At 72.7% G+C, this 15638-nt stretch carries 16 protein-coding genes and 1 pseudogene; 6 read left to right on the forward strand and 11 right to left on the reverse strand.

Going from position 1 to position 15638, the window contains the following annotated elements; all coding sequences use genetic code 11:
* Nucleotides 1-13: 13 nt before the first annotated feature.
* A complete protein-coding gene (locus GA0070617_RS26355) occupies nt 14-1030 on the forward strand; it encodes a GNAT family N-acetyltransferase (RefSeq protein WP_091447455.1) in 1017 nt (338 codons plus the stop codon).
* A gap of 106 nt (nt 1031-1136) precedes the next feature.
* Here the strand turns inward: GA0070617_RS26355 and hemB are convergent, their stop codons facing one another.
* The 6 genes from hemB to GA0070617_RS26385 all read right to left on the reverse strand — a co-directional run bounded on the left by hemB (nt 1137) and on the right by GA0070617_RS26385 (nt 7431).
* A complete protein-coding gene (gene hemB, locus GA0070617_RS26360) occupies nt 1137-2120 on the reverse strand; it encodes a porphobilinogen synthase (protein WP_091444361.1) in 984 nt (327 codons plus the stop codon).
* A 66-nt stretch (nt 2121-2186) separates the two neighbouring features.
* Nucleotides 2187-3767: a bifunctional uroporphyrinogen-III C-methyltransferase/uroporphyrinogen-III synthase gene (locus GA0070617_RS26365; RefSeq protein WP_091444363.1), complete on the reverse strand. Its 1581-nt coding sequence runs from the start codon at nt 3765-3767 to the stop codon at nt 2187-2189.
* Complete coding sequence (hemC, locus tag GA0070617_RS26370) at nt 3764-4732, reverse strand: hydroxymethylbilane synthase (RefSeq protein ID WP_091444365.1); 969 nt, start codon at nt 4730-4732, stop codon at nt 3764-3766. Before hemC ends, GA0070617_RS26365 begins: the two co-directional genes overlap by 4 nt.
* Nucleotides 4729-6105 carry a glutamyl-tRNA reductase gene (locus GA0070617_RS26375; RefSeq protein ID WP_091444368.1) on the reverse strand — a complete coding sequence of 459 codons (1377 nt, stop codon included), beginning with the start codon at nt 6103-6105 and terminating at the stop codon, nt 4729-4731. The genes hemC and GA0070617_RS26375 overlap by 4 nt, the downstream gene beginning before the upstream one ends.
* Complete coding sequence (locus tag GA0070617_RS26380) at nt 6102-6872, reverse strand: redox-sensing transcriptional repressor Rex (protein WP_091444372.1); 771 nt, start codon at nt 6870-6872, stop codon at nt 6102-6104. Before GA0070617_RS26380 ends, GA0070617_RS26375 begins: the two co-directional genes overlap by 4 nt.
* A 304-nt stretch (nt 6873-7176) precedes the next feature.
* Nucleotides 7177-7431 (reverse strand): glutaredoxin family protein, encoded by a 255-nt coding sequence (locus tag GA0070617_RS26385; protein WP_091444376.1) that lies wholly within the window; start codon nt 7429-7431, stop codon nt 7177-7179.
* A 592-nt stretch (nt 7432-8023) separates the two neighbouring features.
* On the opposite strand from GA0070617_RS26385, the pseudogene GA0070617_RS26390 reads away from it, so the two are divergent.
* From GA0070617_RS26390 to GA0070617_RS26400, 3 genes and pseudogenes are all read left to right on the forward strand, one after another.
* Nucleotides 8024-8851: pseudogene (locus tag GA0070617_RS26390) on the forward strand (ECF subfamily RNA polymerase sigma factor, BldN family); the annotation flags it as partial.
* Nucleotides 8852-9089: 238 nt separating this feature from the next.
* Complete coding sequence (locus tag GA0070617_RS26395; RefSeq protein ID WP_091444385.1) at nt 9090-9974, forward strand: DUF5667 domain-containing protein; 885 nt, start codon at nt 9090-9092, stop codon at nt 9972-9974.
* Between the two features lie 158 nt (nt 9975-10132).
* A complete protein-coding gene (locus GA0070617_RS26400) occupies nt 10133-11125 on the forward strand; it encodes an HAD family hydrolase (protein ID WP_373868369.1) in 993 nt (330 codons plus the stop codon).
* Nucleotides 11126-11130: 5 nt separating this feature from the next.
* Here the strand turns inward: GA0070617_RS26400 and GA0070617_RS26405 are convergent, their stop codons facing one another.
* The 5 genes from GA0070617_RS26405 to GA0070617_RS31855 form a co-directional block, all read right to left on the reverse strand.
* Entirely contained in the window at nt 11131-11988 is an 858-nt protein-coding gene (locus tag GA0070617_RS26405) for a lysophospholipid acyltransferase family protein (RefSeq protein ID WP_175440823.1), read from the reverse strand.
* A 284-nt stretch (nt 11989-12272) separates the two neighbouring features.
* Nucleotides 12273-13346 carry an NAD-dependent epimerase/dehydratase family protein gene (locus GA0070617_RS26410; protein WP_091444396.1) on the reverse strand — a complete coding sequence of 358 codons (1074 nt, stop codon included), beginning with the start codon at nt 13344-13346 and terminating at the stop codon, nt 12273-12275.
* Between the two features lie 120 nt (nt 13347-13466).
* Nucleotides 13467-13568 carry a 30S ribosomal protein bS22 gene (locus GA0070617_RS26415; protein ID WP_007465623.1) on the reverse strand — a complete coding sequence of 34 codons (102 nt, stop codon included), beginning with the start codon at nt 13566-13568 and terminating at the stop codon, nt 13467-13469.
* Between the two features lie 244 nt (nt 13569-13812).
* A complete protein-coding gene (locus tag GA0070617_RS26420) occupies nt 13813-14022 on the reverse strand; it encodes a helix-turn-helix domain-containing protein (RefSeq protein ID WP_067367634.1) in 210 nt (69 codons plus the stop codon).
* Nucleotides 14023-14291: 269 nt separating this feature from the next.
* A complete protein-coding gene (locus GA0070617_RS31855; protein WP_373868364.1) occupies nt 14292-14564 on the reverse strand; it encodes a GntR family transcriptional regulator in 273 nt (90 codons plus the stop codon).
* Between GA0070617_RS31855 and GA0070617_RS26430 the strand changes: the two genes are divergently transcribed.
* Together GA0070617_RS26430 and GA0070617_RS26435 are read left to right on the forward strand one after the other, a co-directional pair.
* A complete protein-coding gene (locus GA0070617_RS26430) occupies nt 14509-14850 on the forward strand; it encodes a DivIVA domain-containing protein (RefSeq protein ID WP_229688432.1) in 342 nt (113 codons plus the stop codon). The two genes, GA0070617_RS31855 and GA0070617_RS26430, sit on opposite strands and share 56 nt — an antisense overlap.
* Nucleotides 14847-15083, forward strand: a complete 237-nt coding sequence (locus tag GA0070617_RS26435; protein WP_091444399.1) for a hypothetical protein — start codon at nt 14847-14849, stop codon at nt 15081-15083. The genes GA0070617_RS26430 and GA0070617_RS26435 overlap by 4 nt, the downstream gene beginning before the upstream one ends.
* The last annotated feature ends 555 nt before the right edge of the window (nt 15084-15638 follow it).

Genomic DNA, 15638 nt, shown 5'->3' on the forward strand with positions numbered 1-15638 from the left:
AGCTGTAGGCGTGATGGTGCGCGAGTGGGATCCCAGGTCCGCGTCCTCCGCCGAGATCGCGTCGCTGCTGGACACCCTGAACGCGGTCCTGGCGACCGACCTGCCGCAGGACCCGGCCTGGTCGGGGGCGTCCATGCGGGAGTATCTCGCCGAGGTGATGCCGGGCGAGCGGCGGATCTCCTGGATGGTCCAACCCGAGTCGAGCGACGAGGGACCGCCCGGTGCGGTCCTGGGGCACGTCCACGTGCTGCTCCTCGGCGACATCGGGGTGCTGGAGCTGCTGGTCCATCCGTCGGTACGCCGCACCGGGCTGGGCCGCCGGTTGGTCCGGCTGGCCGCCCACCGGGTCTATCAGGAGGGTTTCCAGTCGATCGGGGTCGAGGTGGCCGGCGACACCCCGGCGATCGGTTTCTACACCTCGCTCGGCTTCAGCCGGGACTACGTCGAGACCCGCAGCGTGCTCGAACTCTCCGGGGTGGACTGGCCGGCGCTGGCCGACATGGCCACCGGCGTCGGGACGGGTTACCAGCTCCAGTTCCACCCGGGCGGGCCGCCGGACGAGCTGATCGAGGCGTACGCCAAGGCCAAGGCCGAGGCACGCGACGTCGAGGATGGTGAGCTGCGGCCCAGCTCGTACGATCCGCAGCGGCTCCGGGACAGCCTGGACTGCCTGCACCGGCGCGGGATGCAGCCGTACATCGTGCTGGCCCTGCACGAGCGGACCGGTGAGGTGGCGGGGCTGACCGAGGTGGTGGTGCCGGCGCAGCATCCCACCCGGGCCGACCAGTACGACACGATCGTGGCGCTGGAGCACCGGGGCCACGGCATCGACCGGGCGATCAAGGCGCGGATGCTGCTCGAACTCCGCTCGGCCGAGCCGCAACTGACCGAGGTGCAGACCTGGAACGCCCAGGCCAACGAGGCGATGTTGAAGGTCAACGCCGAGCTGGGCTACCAGCCCGACCGGGAGTGGTGCGAGTACGGCGCGGACGTGGGGGCCCTGGTGCACCGCCTGGACGCCCGGGGCTGACCCGGCGGCCCGGGGCGCGGCTGACCCGGGTCGACCCGGCGGCCCGGGGCTGACCTGCCGGCCCGGGGCGTGGGCGGCCCCGGGAGCACCGGCGGCGCGCCGGGGGTCAGTAACGCTCGCGGAGCAGCCGGGCGGCCTCGGTGGCCCAGTAGGTGAGGATGACGCCCGCACCGGCCCGCCGGATCGAGGTGAGCGTCTCCAGGATCACCCGTTCCCGGTCGATCCAGCCGTTCGCGGCGGCGGCCTCGACCATCGCGTACTCGCCGGAGACCTGGTAGGCGGCGACCGGGACGTCCACCGCGGCCCGGACCGCGGCGACCACGTCCAGGTAGGGCAGGGCCGGCTTGACCATGACCAGGTCGGCGCCCTCGGCGACGTCCAGCGCCACCTCGCGCAGCGACTCCCGCAGGTTCGCCGGGTCCTGCTGGTAGGTGCGCCGGTCGCCCTCCAGCGCCGACTCCACCGCGTCCCGGAACGGACCGAAGAACGCCGAGGCGTACTTGGCGGCGTAGGCCAGCACCGCGACGTCGGCGTGCCCGGCCGCGTCGAGCGCCCGGCGGACCACCCCGACCTGGCCGTCCATCATCCCGGACGGGCCGACCACGCCGACCCCGGCGGCGGCCTGGGCGACCGCCATCTCCGCGTAGGCGGCCAGGGTGGCGTCGTTGTCGACGTCACCGTCCGGGCCGAGCAGGCCGCAGTGCCCGTGCGAGGTGAACTCGTCCAGGCAGAGGTCGCTCATCACCACGGTCGCGTCACCGACCTCGGCGACCACGTCCCGGATGGCCACGTTCAGGATGCCCGCCGGGTCGATGCCGCCCGAGCCGGTGGCGTCCCGCTCGGCCGGCACCCCGAAGAGCATGATCCCGCCGACCCCGGCCTGGACCGCCTCGACGGCGGCCTTGCGCAGCGAGTCCCGGGAGTGCTGGAACACCCCCGGCAGCGAGGCGACCGGCCGTGGCTCGGCCAGCCCCTCCCGGACGAACATCGGCAGCACCAGCTCGGCCGGGGCCACCCGGGTCTCGGAGACCAGCCGGCGCACCGCCGGGGTGCGGCGCAGCCGGCGGGGCCGGATCTCGGGGTACGGCATGCGGACCTCCGTGAACGACTAGCGGAACCTGAGGGCTGGAGCCTGAAGGCTGGTGGAACCTGAGGGCTAGCGGAACCTGAGCGCGGTGGGGCCCTGCACCTTGGAGCCGCGACGCTGCTTGGCCGGCATGGCGGCCAGCTTCTCGCGCAACTCCACGGCGTAGGCGGCGAGCGCCTCCACCAGGTCGGGGACCGAGGCGTGCGGCGGCTGCACGTCGACCCGCAGGCCGAACTCGGTGGCGGTCTCCGCCGTCTTGGGCCCGATGACAGCGACCACGGTACGCGCGTGCGGCTTGCCGGCGATACCCACCAGGTTGCGCACGGTGGAGGACGAGGTGAAGAGCACCGCGTCGAAGCCACCCGACTTGATCGCGTCGCGGATCTCGGCCGGCGGCGGCGCGGCCCGCACCGTCCGGTACGCGGTCACGTCGTCGACCTCCCAGCCCCGCTCGGTGAGGCCGGCGGCCAGCGTCTCGGTGGCGATGTCGGCGCGCGGCAGCAGCACCCGGCCGACCGGGTCGAGGATCTCGTCGTGCGGGGAGAACTCGGCAAGCAGCCCCTCGGAGGACTGCTCACCGGCCGGGACCAGCTCGGGCTGGATGCCGAAGGCGCGGACCGCCTCGGCGGTGGCGTCCCCGATACAGGCGATCTTGACGCCGCCGAAGTGCCGGGCGTCCAGACCGTGCTCGGCGAACTTCTCCCAGACCGCCCGCACCGCGTTGACCGAGGTGAAGATGACCCAGGCGTACCTGCCGTCGACCAGACCCTTGACCGCCCGCTCCATCTGCGCCGGGGTCCGCGGCGGCTCCACCGCGATGGTCGGCACCTCGCACGGGATCGCCCCGTACGCGCGCAGCCGGGCACTCATCACCCCGGCCTGCTCCTTGGTCCGGGGGACCAGCACCTTCCAGCCGTACAGCGGGCGGTTCTCCCACCAGCTCAGCTTGTCCCGCTGGCCGACCCCCGCACCGAGGGTGAGCACCACCCGGCCGGTGAAGCCGAGCGCCGCGGCGACGAAGCTGTCCACCGTCGAGGCGGTGGTGTACTGGGTCTCCCCGGTGCCGTCGCCGGTCACCCCGACCGCGGTCGTCCCGTCGACCCCGGCGGCGAGCAGACCGTCGCGGATCGCGGCCAGGTCACCGGCGTCGACCGCCAGCGCCAGCGAGCCCCGGGACACCGCGGCGGCGAGCGCCTCGAAGTCCAGCGTGGCGACGTCGGAGACGTCGGCGGCGGTACGCACCCCGGGCAGCGGCACACCGGCGTAGGTGGCCACCCCCTCGGCCTGGCTGACCCCCGGCACCACCTCGAAGTGCGCGGCGGTACGCGCCACCGCCTGCACCTCCTTGACCACCGAGTCGTGCCCGAACGGGTCGCCGGCGACCAGGTGCACCGCGTTCAACCCGGAGCGGGCCGCCGAGATCAGCACCTTCGCCACGTCCCCCGGCACGCCCTCCGCCGGGCTGAACTGGGTGTCGGGCCGGGCCTGGGTCCGCACGGCGGTGAGCAGCGACTCGGGGACCCCCCGGTCGTACACCACCTGGTCGGCGTCGACCAGGGCGTCGAACGCCCGGCGGGTCAGCAGGCCCGGGTCGCCGGGTCCAGCCCCGACGAACGCGATACGGCCTGCGGGCTTACGGGTGCGGGTCATTCTGTGCTCCCAATGTGCTGGGTCCCCGGGGCGGCAGGTCCGTCCTGGCCGAGGATCGAGTCGGCACCGAGGTCGAGGAGTTCGGCGGCGAGGGCCTTGCCGATCTCCGCCGCCTCGGCGGGCGTACCGGTGCGGGACAGCCGGAGGTCTCGGGTGCCGTCCGGGCTGATCACCGCCCCGCGCAGGTAGATCTCCTCGCCCTGCTCGCCCTCGGCGAGCACGGCGTAGGCGGCGACCGGGGCGGAGCACCCGGCCTCCAGGGTGGCCAGCAACGCCCGTTCCGCGGTGACCGCGGCGCGCGACGGTGCGTGGTCGAGCACGGTGAGCAGCTCCACCAGTTCCGGGTCGTCGGCCCGGCACTCCACCGCCAGCGCGCCCTGGGCGGGCGCGGGCAGCATCAGCATCGGGTCGAGCGTCTCGGTGATCTCGTCGGCGCGGCCCAGTCGGGCCAGCCCGGCCCGGGCCAGCACCACCGCGTCGAGATCGGCCTGTGGGCCGAGCACCCGCCGCAGGCGGGTGTCGACGTTGCCCCGGATCGGGGTCACCTCCAGCTGCGCCCCGAGCGCGTGCAGCTGGGCGGCCCGACGCAGCGCGCCGGTGCCCACCCGGGCTCCGGCCGGCAGCTCGGCGAGAGTACGTCCGCCCGTGGCGACCAGCGCGTCGCGCGGGTCCTGCCGGGGCGGCACCGCCGCGATGTGCAGTCCGGCCGCGTCCGCGGTGGGCAGATCCTTGTAGGAGTGCACCGCGAAGTCGATGGTGTGCGCGGTGAGGGCGTCGCGCAGGGCGGAGACGAAGACACCGACGCCGAGCGAGGCCACCGGTGCGGTCGAGCGGTCCCCGGCGGTGACCACCTCGACCAGCTCGACCGCGCGCCCGGTGGCGGCGGTGAGGGCCTCGGCGACCTGCCCGGACTGGGCCATCGCCAACGCGCTGCCCCGGGTACCGAGGCGCAGCGGCCTGGTCATCGTTCACCTCCGAAGTGCGGGACGGTGTCGGTGGCGACCACGTCGGGGACGGGTTCGGTGTCGGCGTCGACCACGTCGGGGACGGTGCCGACCGGTGCGGTCTGCGGCACCTGAAGGTCGAACAGCTCGCGCAGCAGGGCCGTGTACTGGTCGCCGCCGGGCTCCGCGGCCAACTGCCGCACCCGCACGGTGGGCTGGTGCAGCAACCGCTGGACCACCCGGTGCACCGTACGCGCCACCTCGGCCCGCTGCTCGTCGCTGAGATCCGGTCGACGCTGCGCCAGCCGCCGCAGTTCCACGCTGACCACGTCGTCGGCCCGGCCCCGCAACGCGGCCACGGTGGGCGCCACGTCGGCACCGCGCAGCCAGGTGAGGAAGGCCTCGACCTCGGCGGCGACGATCCGCTGCACCGCGGCGGTGTCGTGGGCGGCCGGGCCGTCGGCCAGGACGGCGGCCATCCGGTCGATGTCGATCACTTCGACGCCGGCCAGCTCGGCGACGCCGGGCTCCACGTCCCGGGGAACGGCCAGGTCGAGCAGGACCAGTGGCCCCCGGGCCGGATCCCGGTCGGCCAGCGCCCGAGCGACCACGGCCCGGGTGAGGACCGGTTCGGTGGCCGCCGTGGCGGCCACTACGATGTCCACTGTGGAGAGCGCTGCGGTCAGGTCGGCGATCGGCGCCGCGTTAGCCCCGTACGACTCGGCCAGCCGGACGGCCCGGTCGGCCCCCCGGTTGGTCACCGTCAGCGGACCGGCGCCCAGGCGGGAGAGGGTCGCCACGCCGAGGGCACCCATCGCGCCGGCCCCGACCACCAGGGCCGGCCGGGCGGCGAGGTCGCCGTCGAGGTGCCCCGCGGCCAGCCCGAGCGCGGCGGTCACCACGCTCTGGCCGGCCCGGTCGATGCCGGTCTCGGCGTGCGCCCGCTTGCCCACCCGCAGCGCCTGCTGCATCAGCTCGTGCAGGAGCCGGCCGGCGGTCTCCGCCCCGCTGGCCCAGTGGTACGCGTCACGCAGCTGGCCGAGGATCTGCGCCTCGCCCACCACCATCGAGTCCAGGCCGGCGGCGACCCGGAAGACGTGCTCGACCGCGGCGGCGTCGAAGTGCACGTAGAGATGGTCGGCGAGCGCGGCGGGCAGGCAGCCGGCCTGCTCGGCGAGGACCGCGCAGATGTCGTCGAGGCCGCCGTGGAAGCCGGACACGGCGGCGTACACCTCCACCCGGTTGCAGGTGGAGACGAGCACCGCCTCGGCCACGAACGGCTGGGCGACCAGGCGGTCCAGGGTGCGGGTGAGGTCGGCGGGACCGACCGCTACCTGTTCCAGGACGGCGACCGGAGCGGTGCGGTAGGACGCACCGACGACAAGCAGTCTCACGTGCCGATCGCCTCCTGGGTGTCGGGGGCCGCGAGCCCGCCGGGCAGCGCGGTGAGGGTGGACCCGCCAGCGGCGGCCAGTCCGGTGCGGGACGCCTTACGGTGCTCGTGGAAGGACAGGATCTGCAACTCGATGGCGAGGTCGACCTTGCGCACGTCGACCCCCGCCGGCACCGAGAGTACGCACGGAGCGAAGTTGAGGATGCTCGTCACGCCGACGGCGACGAGCTGGTCGGCGACCGCCTGGGCGGCGGGGGCCGGGGTGGCGATCACCCCGATCGCGATGGCCTCCTCGGCGGCGATCCGGGGCAGCTCGTCGACGTGCCGGACGACCAGCCCGTTGATCTCCTCACCGACGCGTTGCGGGTCGGCGTCGAGCAGGGCGGCGATCCGGAAACCCCGGCTGACGAAGCCGTCGTACCCGGCCAGGGCGTGACCGAGATTACCCACCCCGACCAGGGCGACCCCGCGTCGCTGGGTGAGCCCGAGCACGTACTCGATCTGCTCGATCAGCAGCGCGACGTCGTAGCCGACGCCCCGGGTGCCGTACGAGCCGAGCTGGGAGAGATCCTTGCGGAGCTTGGCCGAGTTGACCCCGGCAGCCGCGGCGAGCCCTTCGCTGGAGACCGTCTCGTGTCCGCTTTCGGCGAGGTTGTGCAGGGCCCGGAGGTACTCGGGGAGTCGCGCGACCGTCGCTTCGGGTAGGTCCGGAAGCGACGGTACGACACCGGCGCGGCCGGACGCGCCAGGGTGACGATGCTGACTCATGAGACTCCGTGCGGTGCGATCCTCTGCCGGCTTTCGTCGCCGGCCGTTTCGGGACTCCCGCCTGCAACCGGTCTGGCCGGCTGTGCTAGCAGGGCGCGTCGGACCTCAAGAGTAGGCGCTTGTGAAGACGTGCACAAATCGCGATCTTGCTGATCGGCCACGGTCGAGCCGTCCGGACCCCATTCCACAAGATCGATCACACCGACCGTAGACCCCGGCGGACCGGCCCATGGACGGCCGGGACGTCGCTGGCCAGAGTGCGGCGGGGCCTGGCTCGCCAGAACTGCGGGCGAGGCCCTGCCCGCTAGAGCTGCGGAGTGGTGAGGTCGCGCAACAGCCGCTCCTCCTCCACCCGCCAGTAACCGTGCTCCCTGCCGTCCAGCAGGACCACCGGCAGTCGCTCGCCGTACTCCCGTTCCAACTCGATGTCGCCGCTGACGTCCTTCTCGATCCACTTGTCACCGGTCACCGCCACCACCCGGTCCAGCGCCGCCTTGGCGTCGTCACACAGGTGACAGCCGGGGCGGGTGATCAGGGTGAGCCGGGCGTCGGTGGACATCGGTTACCTCCGGTGGCGGACGGTCGTCGGCCGAGTGTGGCACAGCACCGGCCCGACAGTTCGTGCGAACCCCGCACAGGCACCGCGAGCAGGCACGATTCACGTATCAACCACCCCGGGAAAGTCAAACGCCCCCGACGGACAAACGGTCCGGCGGGGGACCGACAGGGACGGAATACTTCCGCTCTGTGTAACGGACTTACCACGCACGGGTGACGTCGGCCCTTATCATCACTCGGGTCGACTCACCCCATTTGCCGTGAGTTGACACCCCTCAGCCCGAGGAGGCCCCCGTGCCTGTGAGCGCATTGAACCATCACCTCATGGGGATCTGCCGTGCGTCGGCGTACCCCGGAGCAGTGCTACCCGACCGACCGGTCGGCCCCGGCGCGGTGCCGCGCGTCGTGGCCCGGTACGCCGGGACCGGACCGGGAGACGCCCGGTGACCGCCTCGGGCTGGGTCGAGCCACCCACCGGGCTCAGCGCCCCGGCGGTGCGGGCCGCCCTCAACGAACGGCTGGTCGCGGCCCGTACGTCCGTGGACGACATGCTCAGTCGCCCGGCGCACGAGGAGGACGCGGCCCGGCAGTCGCGCAACCGACCACATCACAACGAGTCCGCTGCCCGACCCGGGTTACCCGGCGGGAACGCCAAGCCGACCGGTGGTGGTCGGGTGGCGGTCCCCGCCCGACCGACCATGCCCGTGCAGGGGCGTCGGGGTAGCGAGCAGCCGCCCCCGGCCGACCCGGCCGCCGCCGAGACCACGGTCCTGCCGGCGGTACCGGCCGCCGACCCCACCCCGGGCCAGAGCAACGGCAACGGCAACGGCTTCCCGAGCCGCCCGGACCCCTCCGACCCGGCCACCGCGGTCTGGAGCCTGGTCGAGCGCGCCCAGGCCGGTGAGTCCGAGGCGTTCGGCCTGCTCTACGACCGGTACGTGGACACGGTGTTCCGGTTCGTCTACTTCCGGGTCGGCAACCGCCAACTGGCCGAGGACCTGACCTCGGACACCTTCCTGCGGGCGCTGAAACGCATCGGCAGCGTCACCTGGCAGGGCCGGGACCTGGGTGCCTGGTTGGTCACCATCGCCCGGAACCTGGTCGCCGACCACTTCAAGTCCGGCCGGTACCGGCTGGAGGTGACCACCGGCGACGTGCTCGACGCCGACCGCGAGGACCGCGGGCCGGAGGGCAGCCCGGAGGCGGCGGTGGTCGAGCACATCACCAACGTCGCCCTGCTCAGGGCGGTCAAGCAGCTCAACCCCGAGCAGCAGGAGTGCATCGTGCTCCGGTTCCTGCAGGGCTTCTCGGTCGCCGAGACCGCCCGCGCGATGGGCAAGAACGAGGGCGCGATCAAGGCCCTCCAGTACCGGGCGGTACGGGCGCTGGCCCGGCTCCTGCCGGACGGTTTCCAGCCGTGACCCCTGCTCCGACGGGCGGCCGGACGACCGGGGCGATTTCGTGACCCCGGGTCCCGTAACCGGGACCCGGGGCGCACCGTTTTTCCGGGTGCGACCGGTGGTTGCCTCGGCAGCCCGCCGGGCCCCATGGTCCGGCAGCACCGCCGGCAACGGCCTCGTACGTCGGTGTTCCGCTGCCCCCGGTCGCTGGTAACGACCACGGCCGACCGGCCGTGAGCAGCGAGAGGGGGTGCCTGCGGTGGACACGGACCTCTTCTTGCGTCGACGCGCTGAGCGCTTCGCCCAGCTTCTCGACGAAGCCAACGGCGGCCGTCGGCACCACGTCCGGTCCCGGGTGGACGATCAACTCACGACGCTGGTCGGGGTCGGGCGACAGCTCGCCGCCGACCCCCCCGTCGTCGAGGTCGACCCCGGCTTCCGGACCGGCCTGCGCGCGATGCTGATCGCCACCGCCGAGCGGGAGGGGATCGGTGCGACGGTGATCGCGCCCGCCGAGACCGTGCCGGCCCGGCGGCAGCCGACCGCCGCCGCGCCCACCCGGATGCCGCTGCTGCCGGCGGTCACGGCACGCCGGGCCCGGGCCCGGTTGGCGATCTTCGCCGGTATCGCCGCCGGCGCCATCGCCGTCTCCGGCATCTCCGCGGCCAGCGAGAACGCCGTACCCGGTGATCCCCTGTACGGCATGAAGCGCTCCACCGAGCGGGCCCAGCTCGCGCTCGCCAGCTCGGACCTGAGCCGGGGCCAGCTCTTCCTCGACTTCGCCCGGACCCGGACCGACGAGGCCGCCACCATGCGCGGCGACAAGATCGGGTTCGACCGGGTGCTCGACGACATGGACGACGACACCCGCGAGGGCCTCCGGCTGCTCTTCACCACCGTCGCGCAGCGCGCCGATCCGGCCGGTCTGGCGGCGGTGGACAGCTTCCGCAGCGGGCAACGCCGATCGATCAACGGCCTGTTCCACGGTGCCTCCCGCACCGAACGGGAACGGATCCGCCAGTCCGTCGCCCTGCTGGACACCGCCGGGAAGCGCGCCGACGCGTTCCGCGAGGCGATCGGCTGTGGCCTGCCGATGACGGCCCACACCGACAGTCTCGGTCCCGTCCCCGCTACCTGCCGCTGACCAGCGGCCGACCGACACCTCGGTCGGCCGCCGGCACAGCGGCCGGCGGACCTGCCGGGGCGGGCCCGATCCGGCCCGCCCCGGCACCGCCCGCCCCGGCCCACCGCCCGCCGGGCGCTCCCGCCCAGCGCGCTCCCGACGGTCCCGCTTGTCGCCAGCTGGGCGTTCCGGCCCGCCGGCCGGGGGCCTGTCGTCGCGGTCCGGCCGGTTGCCTCGCGGATCACGCTAGGCTCTCAGGTGCAGGCCTCGCGGTCGTCGAGCGGAGGGAGCTGACGGTGGCCGACAACGGCAAGGTCACGATCAGCACCGACGTCCACGGGCACACCGCCGGTTGGGCCGAGAGCGGGCTGGCGCCGCCGGCCCCGCCGGAGGCCGACCCGGGTGCCGCAGCCTTCTTCGACGTGGACAACACCATGATGCAGGGCGCCTCGCTCTACTGGTTCGCCCGGGGAATGGCCGCCCGCAAGTACGTCACCACCGGCGACCTGGCCCGGTTCGCCTGGCAACAGCTCCGGTTCCGGGTGCTCGCCACCGAGCACGCCGGGGACATGTCCCAGGCCAAGGAGGCCGCCCTCGCCTTCATCGAGGGCTGGCGGGTGGCCGATGTGGAACGCCTCGCCGAGGAGATCTTCGACGAGCTGATGGCCCCCCGGATCTGGGCCGGTACCCGCCGCCTCGCCGAGCGCCACCTCGCCGACGGCCAGCGGGTCTGGCTGGTCAGCGCCGCCCCGGTGGAGATCGGTCGGGTGATCGCCGCCCGGCTCGGGCTCACCGGCGCGATCGGCACGGTGGCGGAGGTCGCCGACGGGGCGTACACCGGCCGGCTGGTCGGCGACCTGATGCACGGGCCGGCGAAGGCCGAGGCGGTCGGGCAGCTCGCCACCGTCGAGGGGCTGGAGCTGTCCCGCTGCGCCGCGTACAGCGACTCCGCCAACGACCTGCCGATGCTCTCGGCGGTCGGCCGGGCGGTCGCCGTCAACCCCGACGCCACCCTGCTGCGCCAGGCCCGCCGACGCGGGTGGGAGGTGCGCGACTTCCGCACCGGCCGCCGCGCCGTGAAGATCGCGGTACCGTCGACGGCCGCCGCCGGACTACTCGCCGGAGCGGTCACCGCCGGGCTGGCCCTGAACCGACGCCTGCGCACCAACTGACGGCCTCAGGGGCCGAACGGGTCCGGGCGCCGTTCGAGTAACTGGTGCACGGTCTGCTGGATGGTCTCCCGCACCTGGTCGGCGAGGTTGAAGACCACCAGCGGATCGTCGGCGGCGTCCCGTAGGTGCGCGGTGGGGATCGGTGGGCAGAACTCGATCAGCCACTTGCTCGGCAACGGCACCATGCCCAACGGCCCCAGCCAGGGGAAGGTAGGCGTCACCGGGAAGTACGGCAGCTTGAGCAGCCGGGCCAGCGGCTTGATGTCGGCGAGCATCGGATAGGTCTCCTCCGCCCCGACGATCGCCACCGGCACGATCGGGGTGCCGGTGCGCAGGGCCGCCGAGACGAACCCGCCCCGACCGAACCGTTGCAGCTTGTACCGGTCGGAGTAGAGCTTGCCGATGCCCTTGTACCCCTCGGGGAAGACCCCGACCAGCTCACCGGCGCCGAGCAGGCGCTCGGCGTCCGGGTTGCAGGCCACCGTGGCACCGGACTTGCGGGCCAGCTCGGAGACCACCGGCATCCGGAAGACCAGGTCGGCACCGAGCAGGCGAAGAAAACGGCGGGCCGGATGCTGGTCGTGCAGGGCGGCGGAGAGGATCAACGCGTCCAGCGCCACCGTGCCGGAGTGGTTGCCCACCACCAGCCCGGCGGTGTCGGCCGGGACGTGTTCCATCCCGGTGACCTCGGTGCGGAACCAGTCCCGGTACAGCAGGCGCAGCAGCGGGTGGAGGACCTTGCCGGTCAGCTCGGGGTCGAAGCCGAACTCGTCGACCTCGTAGTCACCGGAGAGCCGTTTGCGCAGGAACGCCAACCCGGCGGCCACCCGCCGGTCCCAGTCGTCCGCCGGCCGGTCCGGCACCGACCGGGACGTCCCACCACCGGGCTGACCTTCCGCCACCCCGTTGCCACCCGGGTCCGCGCTGACCGCCGGGTCCGCGCCGGACGCGGCAGACGGCTCCGCCCCGGACACGGCGGCCGGCTCCGCGGCGGCGGTCGGCTTCGCGGCGGCCGGCTCCACGGCGGCCGGGTCCGCGGTGAGGCGGTGTCCGTTGCGGCGCGCCGGCTCCGCGTCCGGTTCCGCCACGGTCAGCGGTACGTCGAAACGTCGGCCCCGGGTACCGTCCCCCGACTGCCCCGCCCCGGTCACGACCGCTCCCGTACGGCTGCTCGCACCTGGCGGATGCCCTCCAGGACGGACTGTTCCGCGGCGGCCAGCCGGTCCCGGGTGACCAGCACCCCGCCCTGGTGGGCGCGGATGAAGTCGTCGAAGGCGGCGGCGGTGCTGCGCGGCGTGAAGGCGTACTCCTGCTCCAGCCGGCTGGTGTCGACCACCCGGCCGTGCACGAAGAGGTCGACCTGGTCGAGCCCGTAGCGGCCGAAGCCGAGGCTGCGGGCGAGCGCGGCGGCCCCGGAGAGGCCGGGCTCCAGCACCGGTACGGCGACCCGGCCGGCCCGGCGGATCGCCTGGGAGAGTGAGAGCACCCCGGAGCCGGCGACGTTGTAGGTGCCGGGGTGGTCCTCGACGATCGACCGGTACAGCACCTCCAGCGCGTCGTCGAAGTGCACGAACTGCAACCGGGCGTCCCGGCCGAAGATCGTCGGCACCAGCGGCTGGGAGAAGTACCTGGTGAGCGTGGTGTCGGCGGTGGAGCCGATGAACGGGGCGAAGCGCAGCACCGTCGCGGTCACGTCGGGCCGACGGCGCCGGAAACCCCGGACGTACCCCTCGATGTCGAGGATGTCCCGGGCGAACCCACCGCGCGGCACCTCGCGCGGCTCGGTGTCCTCGGTGAAGACGGCCGGGTCGCGGAACGACGCGCCGTAGGCGGCGGTCGACGAGCGGACCACCAGCTTGCGCAGCCGGGGCGCCCGCTGGCAGGCGGCGAGCAGCTGCATGGTGCCGATGACGTTCTGGTCCTTCATCGCCGCCCGGCCGCCGTGCTGCTTGTCGGGCGCGCTGACCAGGGCAAGGTGCACCACCGCGTCGACGTCCAGGTCGCCGAGGAGTCCACCGAGGTCACCCGGTACGACCCGGACCCGCTCCACCCGGTCCAGCACACCTGCCAACTCGGCGCTGGGCGGGGCCGAGTCCACCCCGATCACCCGGGCCACGCGGGGGTCGGCGGCCAACCGGGCCGCGACGTGTGCGCCGAGGTACCGCCCGACGCCGGTCACGACGACGACCCCCGGCACGCCTGACTCGGCACCGGGGGTCATGTCGTGCACCTGACCCGGCAGCCGGGACCGAGCCGGGAGTTCCGCGGCCTGATCACCTGAGCCTCCGGGGATCGACAGTAGGCAAGTGTCACCGGGAGCCGGGCCGAAGCCCGGCACCGGTCACTTGCCGAGACGACGACGCTGGACGCGGGTCTTGCGCAGCAGCTTGCGGTGCTTCTTCTTTGCCATGCGCTTGCGACGCTTCTTGACCACCGAGCCCATACGACAGCCTTTCGATGCAACGTGCGGGGCGGACCGGAAGACACCATCGGGTGGCGTCGGCGACCGCTTACGGACAACGAACCGGACCTGCCAGGTGGCATCGGGGCACACCGCACTGCGGTCTCGGTCGAGTCCCAGGGTAGCCGCAGACGATCAGCAGGACCAACGCGCCCCCGTCGATGCCCGTTACGTCGCCCTCCACCACACCGACCGTCACTCTCGGTGACGAACCCGTCCGGTAAGGTCAGGCGGTTTCCTGGAACGCACCCCGGAGGTACTCGTGCACCGCGTGCTCCGGCACCCGGAACGAGCGACCCACCCGGACGGCGGCCAGCTCACCGCTGTGCACCAACCGGTAGACGGTCATCTTCGACACCCGCATCACCGTCGCCACCTCGGCAACGGTGAGGAACCTGACGTCCGACAGCCGACCGTCGGACTGCGATCCGGCCATGGCCCACCGACCCATCCCATGCCCGGCGCGCGCCGTACCGACGGCTCCCCCACCGGCCCGGCAACGCGCGTGTTACCAGTACCGTAGCGGGACGGCTGTGACCGGCGCGATCCCTTCCCCAACTCATCCCCCCGTAGTGCAAGGAAGGGCCCCCTGTTAACGCTTACGGTCGAGCGGGGTACCCCACTAACAGGCCAGGGAGGGCTCAGCCGATCCCCGCGAGGGGCAGCAGCACGTCGAGCGGCGGCAGGGCGGGACCACTGCCCGGGCTACCGACCAGGCCGCTCGGCGACGTAGGTGCCTCGGCCGGGCTGCCCGGTGATGAGCTCCCGGTCGTGAAGCAACGAAAGCGCGCGCGAGGCCGTGTTCATGTGGACCTGGTACGCCTCGGCGAGGTCCCGGGTCGAGGGCAGCTTGTCGCCGGGCTTGAGTTCACCGCTCTTGATCTGCGTCCGGCTCCGGTTGGTTCGGCAAACCCTTCCGAGCGTGGACAACCAGGTTGGCTCCGGGGCCGTACCGCCGATCAGGGCGACACCACCCACGCCGCACCACCCACCGGCACCACCCGCCGGACGCCGATCACCGCACGACGGCTGGTACCGCGCCGACTCCTGCCCCCGCCTCACCATCACCCAGATCCGCAACCGACACTTCCGCACCGTCCGCCGCGGCCTCCACCCCACCGACGTGTACGCCCACCTCCACCGCGTCGCCAGCGAACTCGCCACCACCCGCCACGCCCTGACCACCGCCACCGAGGAGAACACCCGAATCAAGACGGCGCTACGCACCTGGCAGTCCCAGTTCACCCCAGGGGGCAACCGATGAGCACCGAACGCTTCGTCGTCCACCTACCCGTGGTCGCCGACAACCTCGACACCGCCCGCCGCTACGCCCGCGTCATCACCCGCGCCGTCAGCTTCCTCGGCAACATCGACCGCACCGAAACCACCGTGTCGTACGAAGACGACCAAGGCGTACACCACCGGATCTTCTGCGACCGACTCCTCGGCAACGGCCGACGCTGCACCGGACGCGCCGGCCACCCAGGCGACTGCTGACCAAAACGCTGGCCCGATTACCACTTCCCACAGCCTATCCGGCTCGGAACTCCAGAAAATACTCACAATTATCTTCGTCCCACACCAGCAAACACGATGCCATCAAGCCCAGGAGATGAATACCGGAGATCGGGAACGAGTCCCCCCGCAAATTTGGATGCCACCCAACATATCCAGCAACCACATCGTCATCGATGAGTTGCGGCATGCGAACCTCTGACACCAGCGCATCGCCCCGACGCTCAAACGCGAGAAGAAACCAACTCATCGAGGGCACGCCCGTCCCGCACTCGGTCCCTTGATACGACCTTGTGAATCCATCATCGATCCACCGACAGACCGCCACCCCTTTGGTCCGGAATACCTGACATAACGCACTTTGCTTCCAGGTACGCTCCCCGACGCCCATTGCTTCGCCGCTGCGTTCTGGTGCGGTTGCGCCGATAGCCGCCGTGCACTCTTGACGGCAAACCCGCGCAGCCAGTCAAAGCCGACTTGGTCTCCGGCTTGCCCGGCAAGCTTCGTGGCCCCTCCGAAGGCCGCACCTCCGGTGGG

Source organism: Micromonospora yangpuensis, from assembly GCF_900091615.1.
Lineage (GTDB): Bacteria > Actinomycetota > Actinomycetes > Mycobacteriales > Micromonosporaceae > Micromonospora > Micromonospora yangpuensis.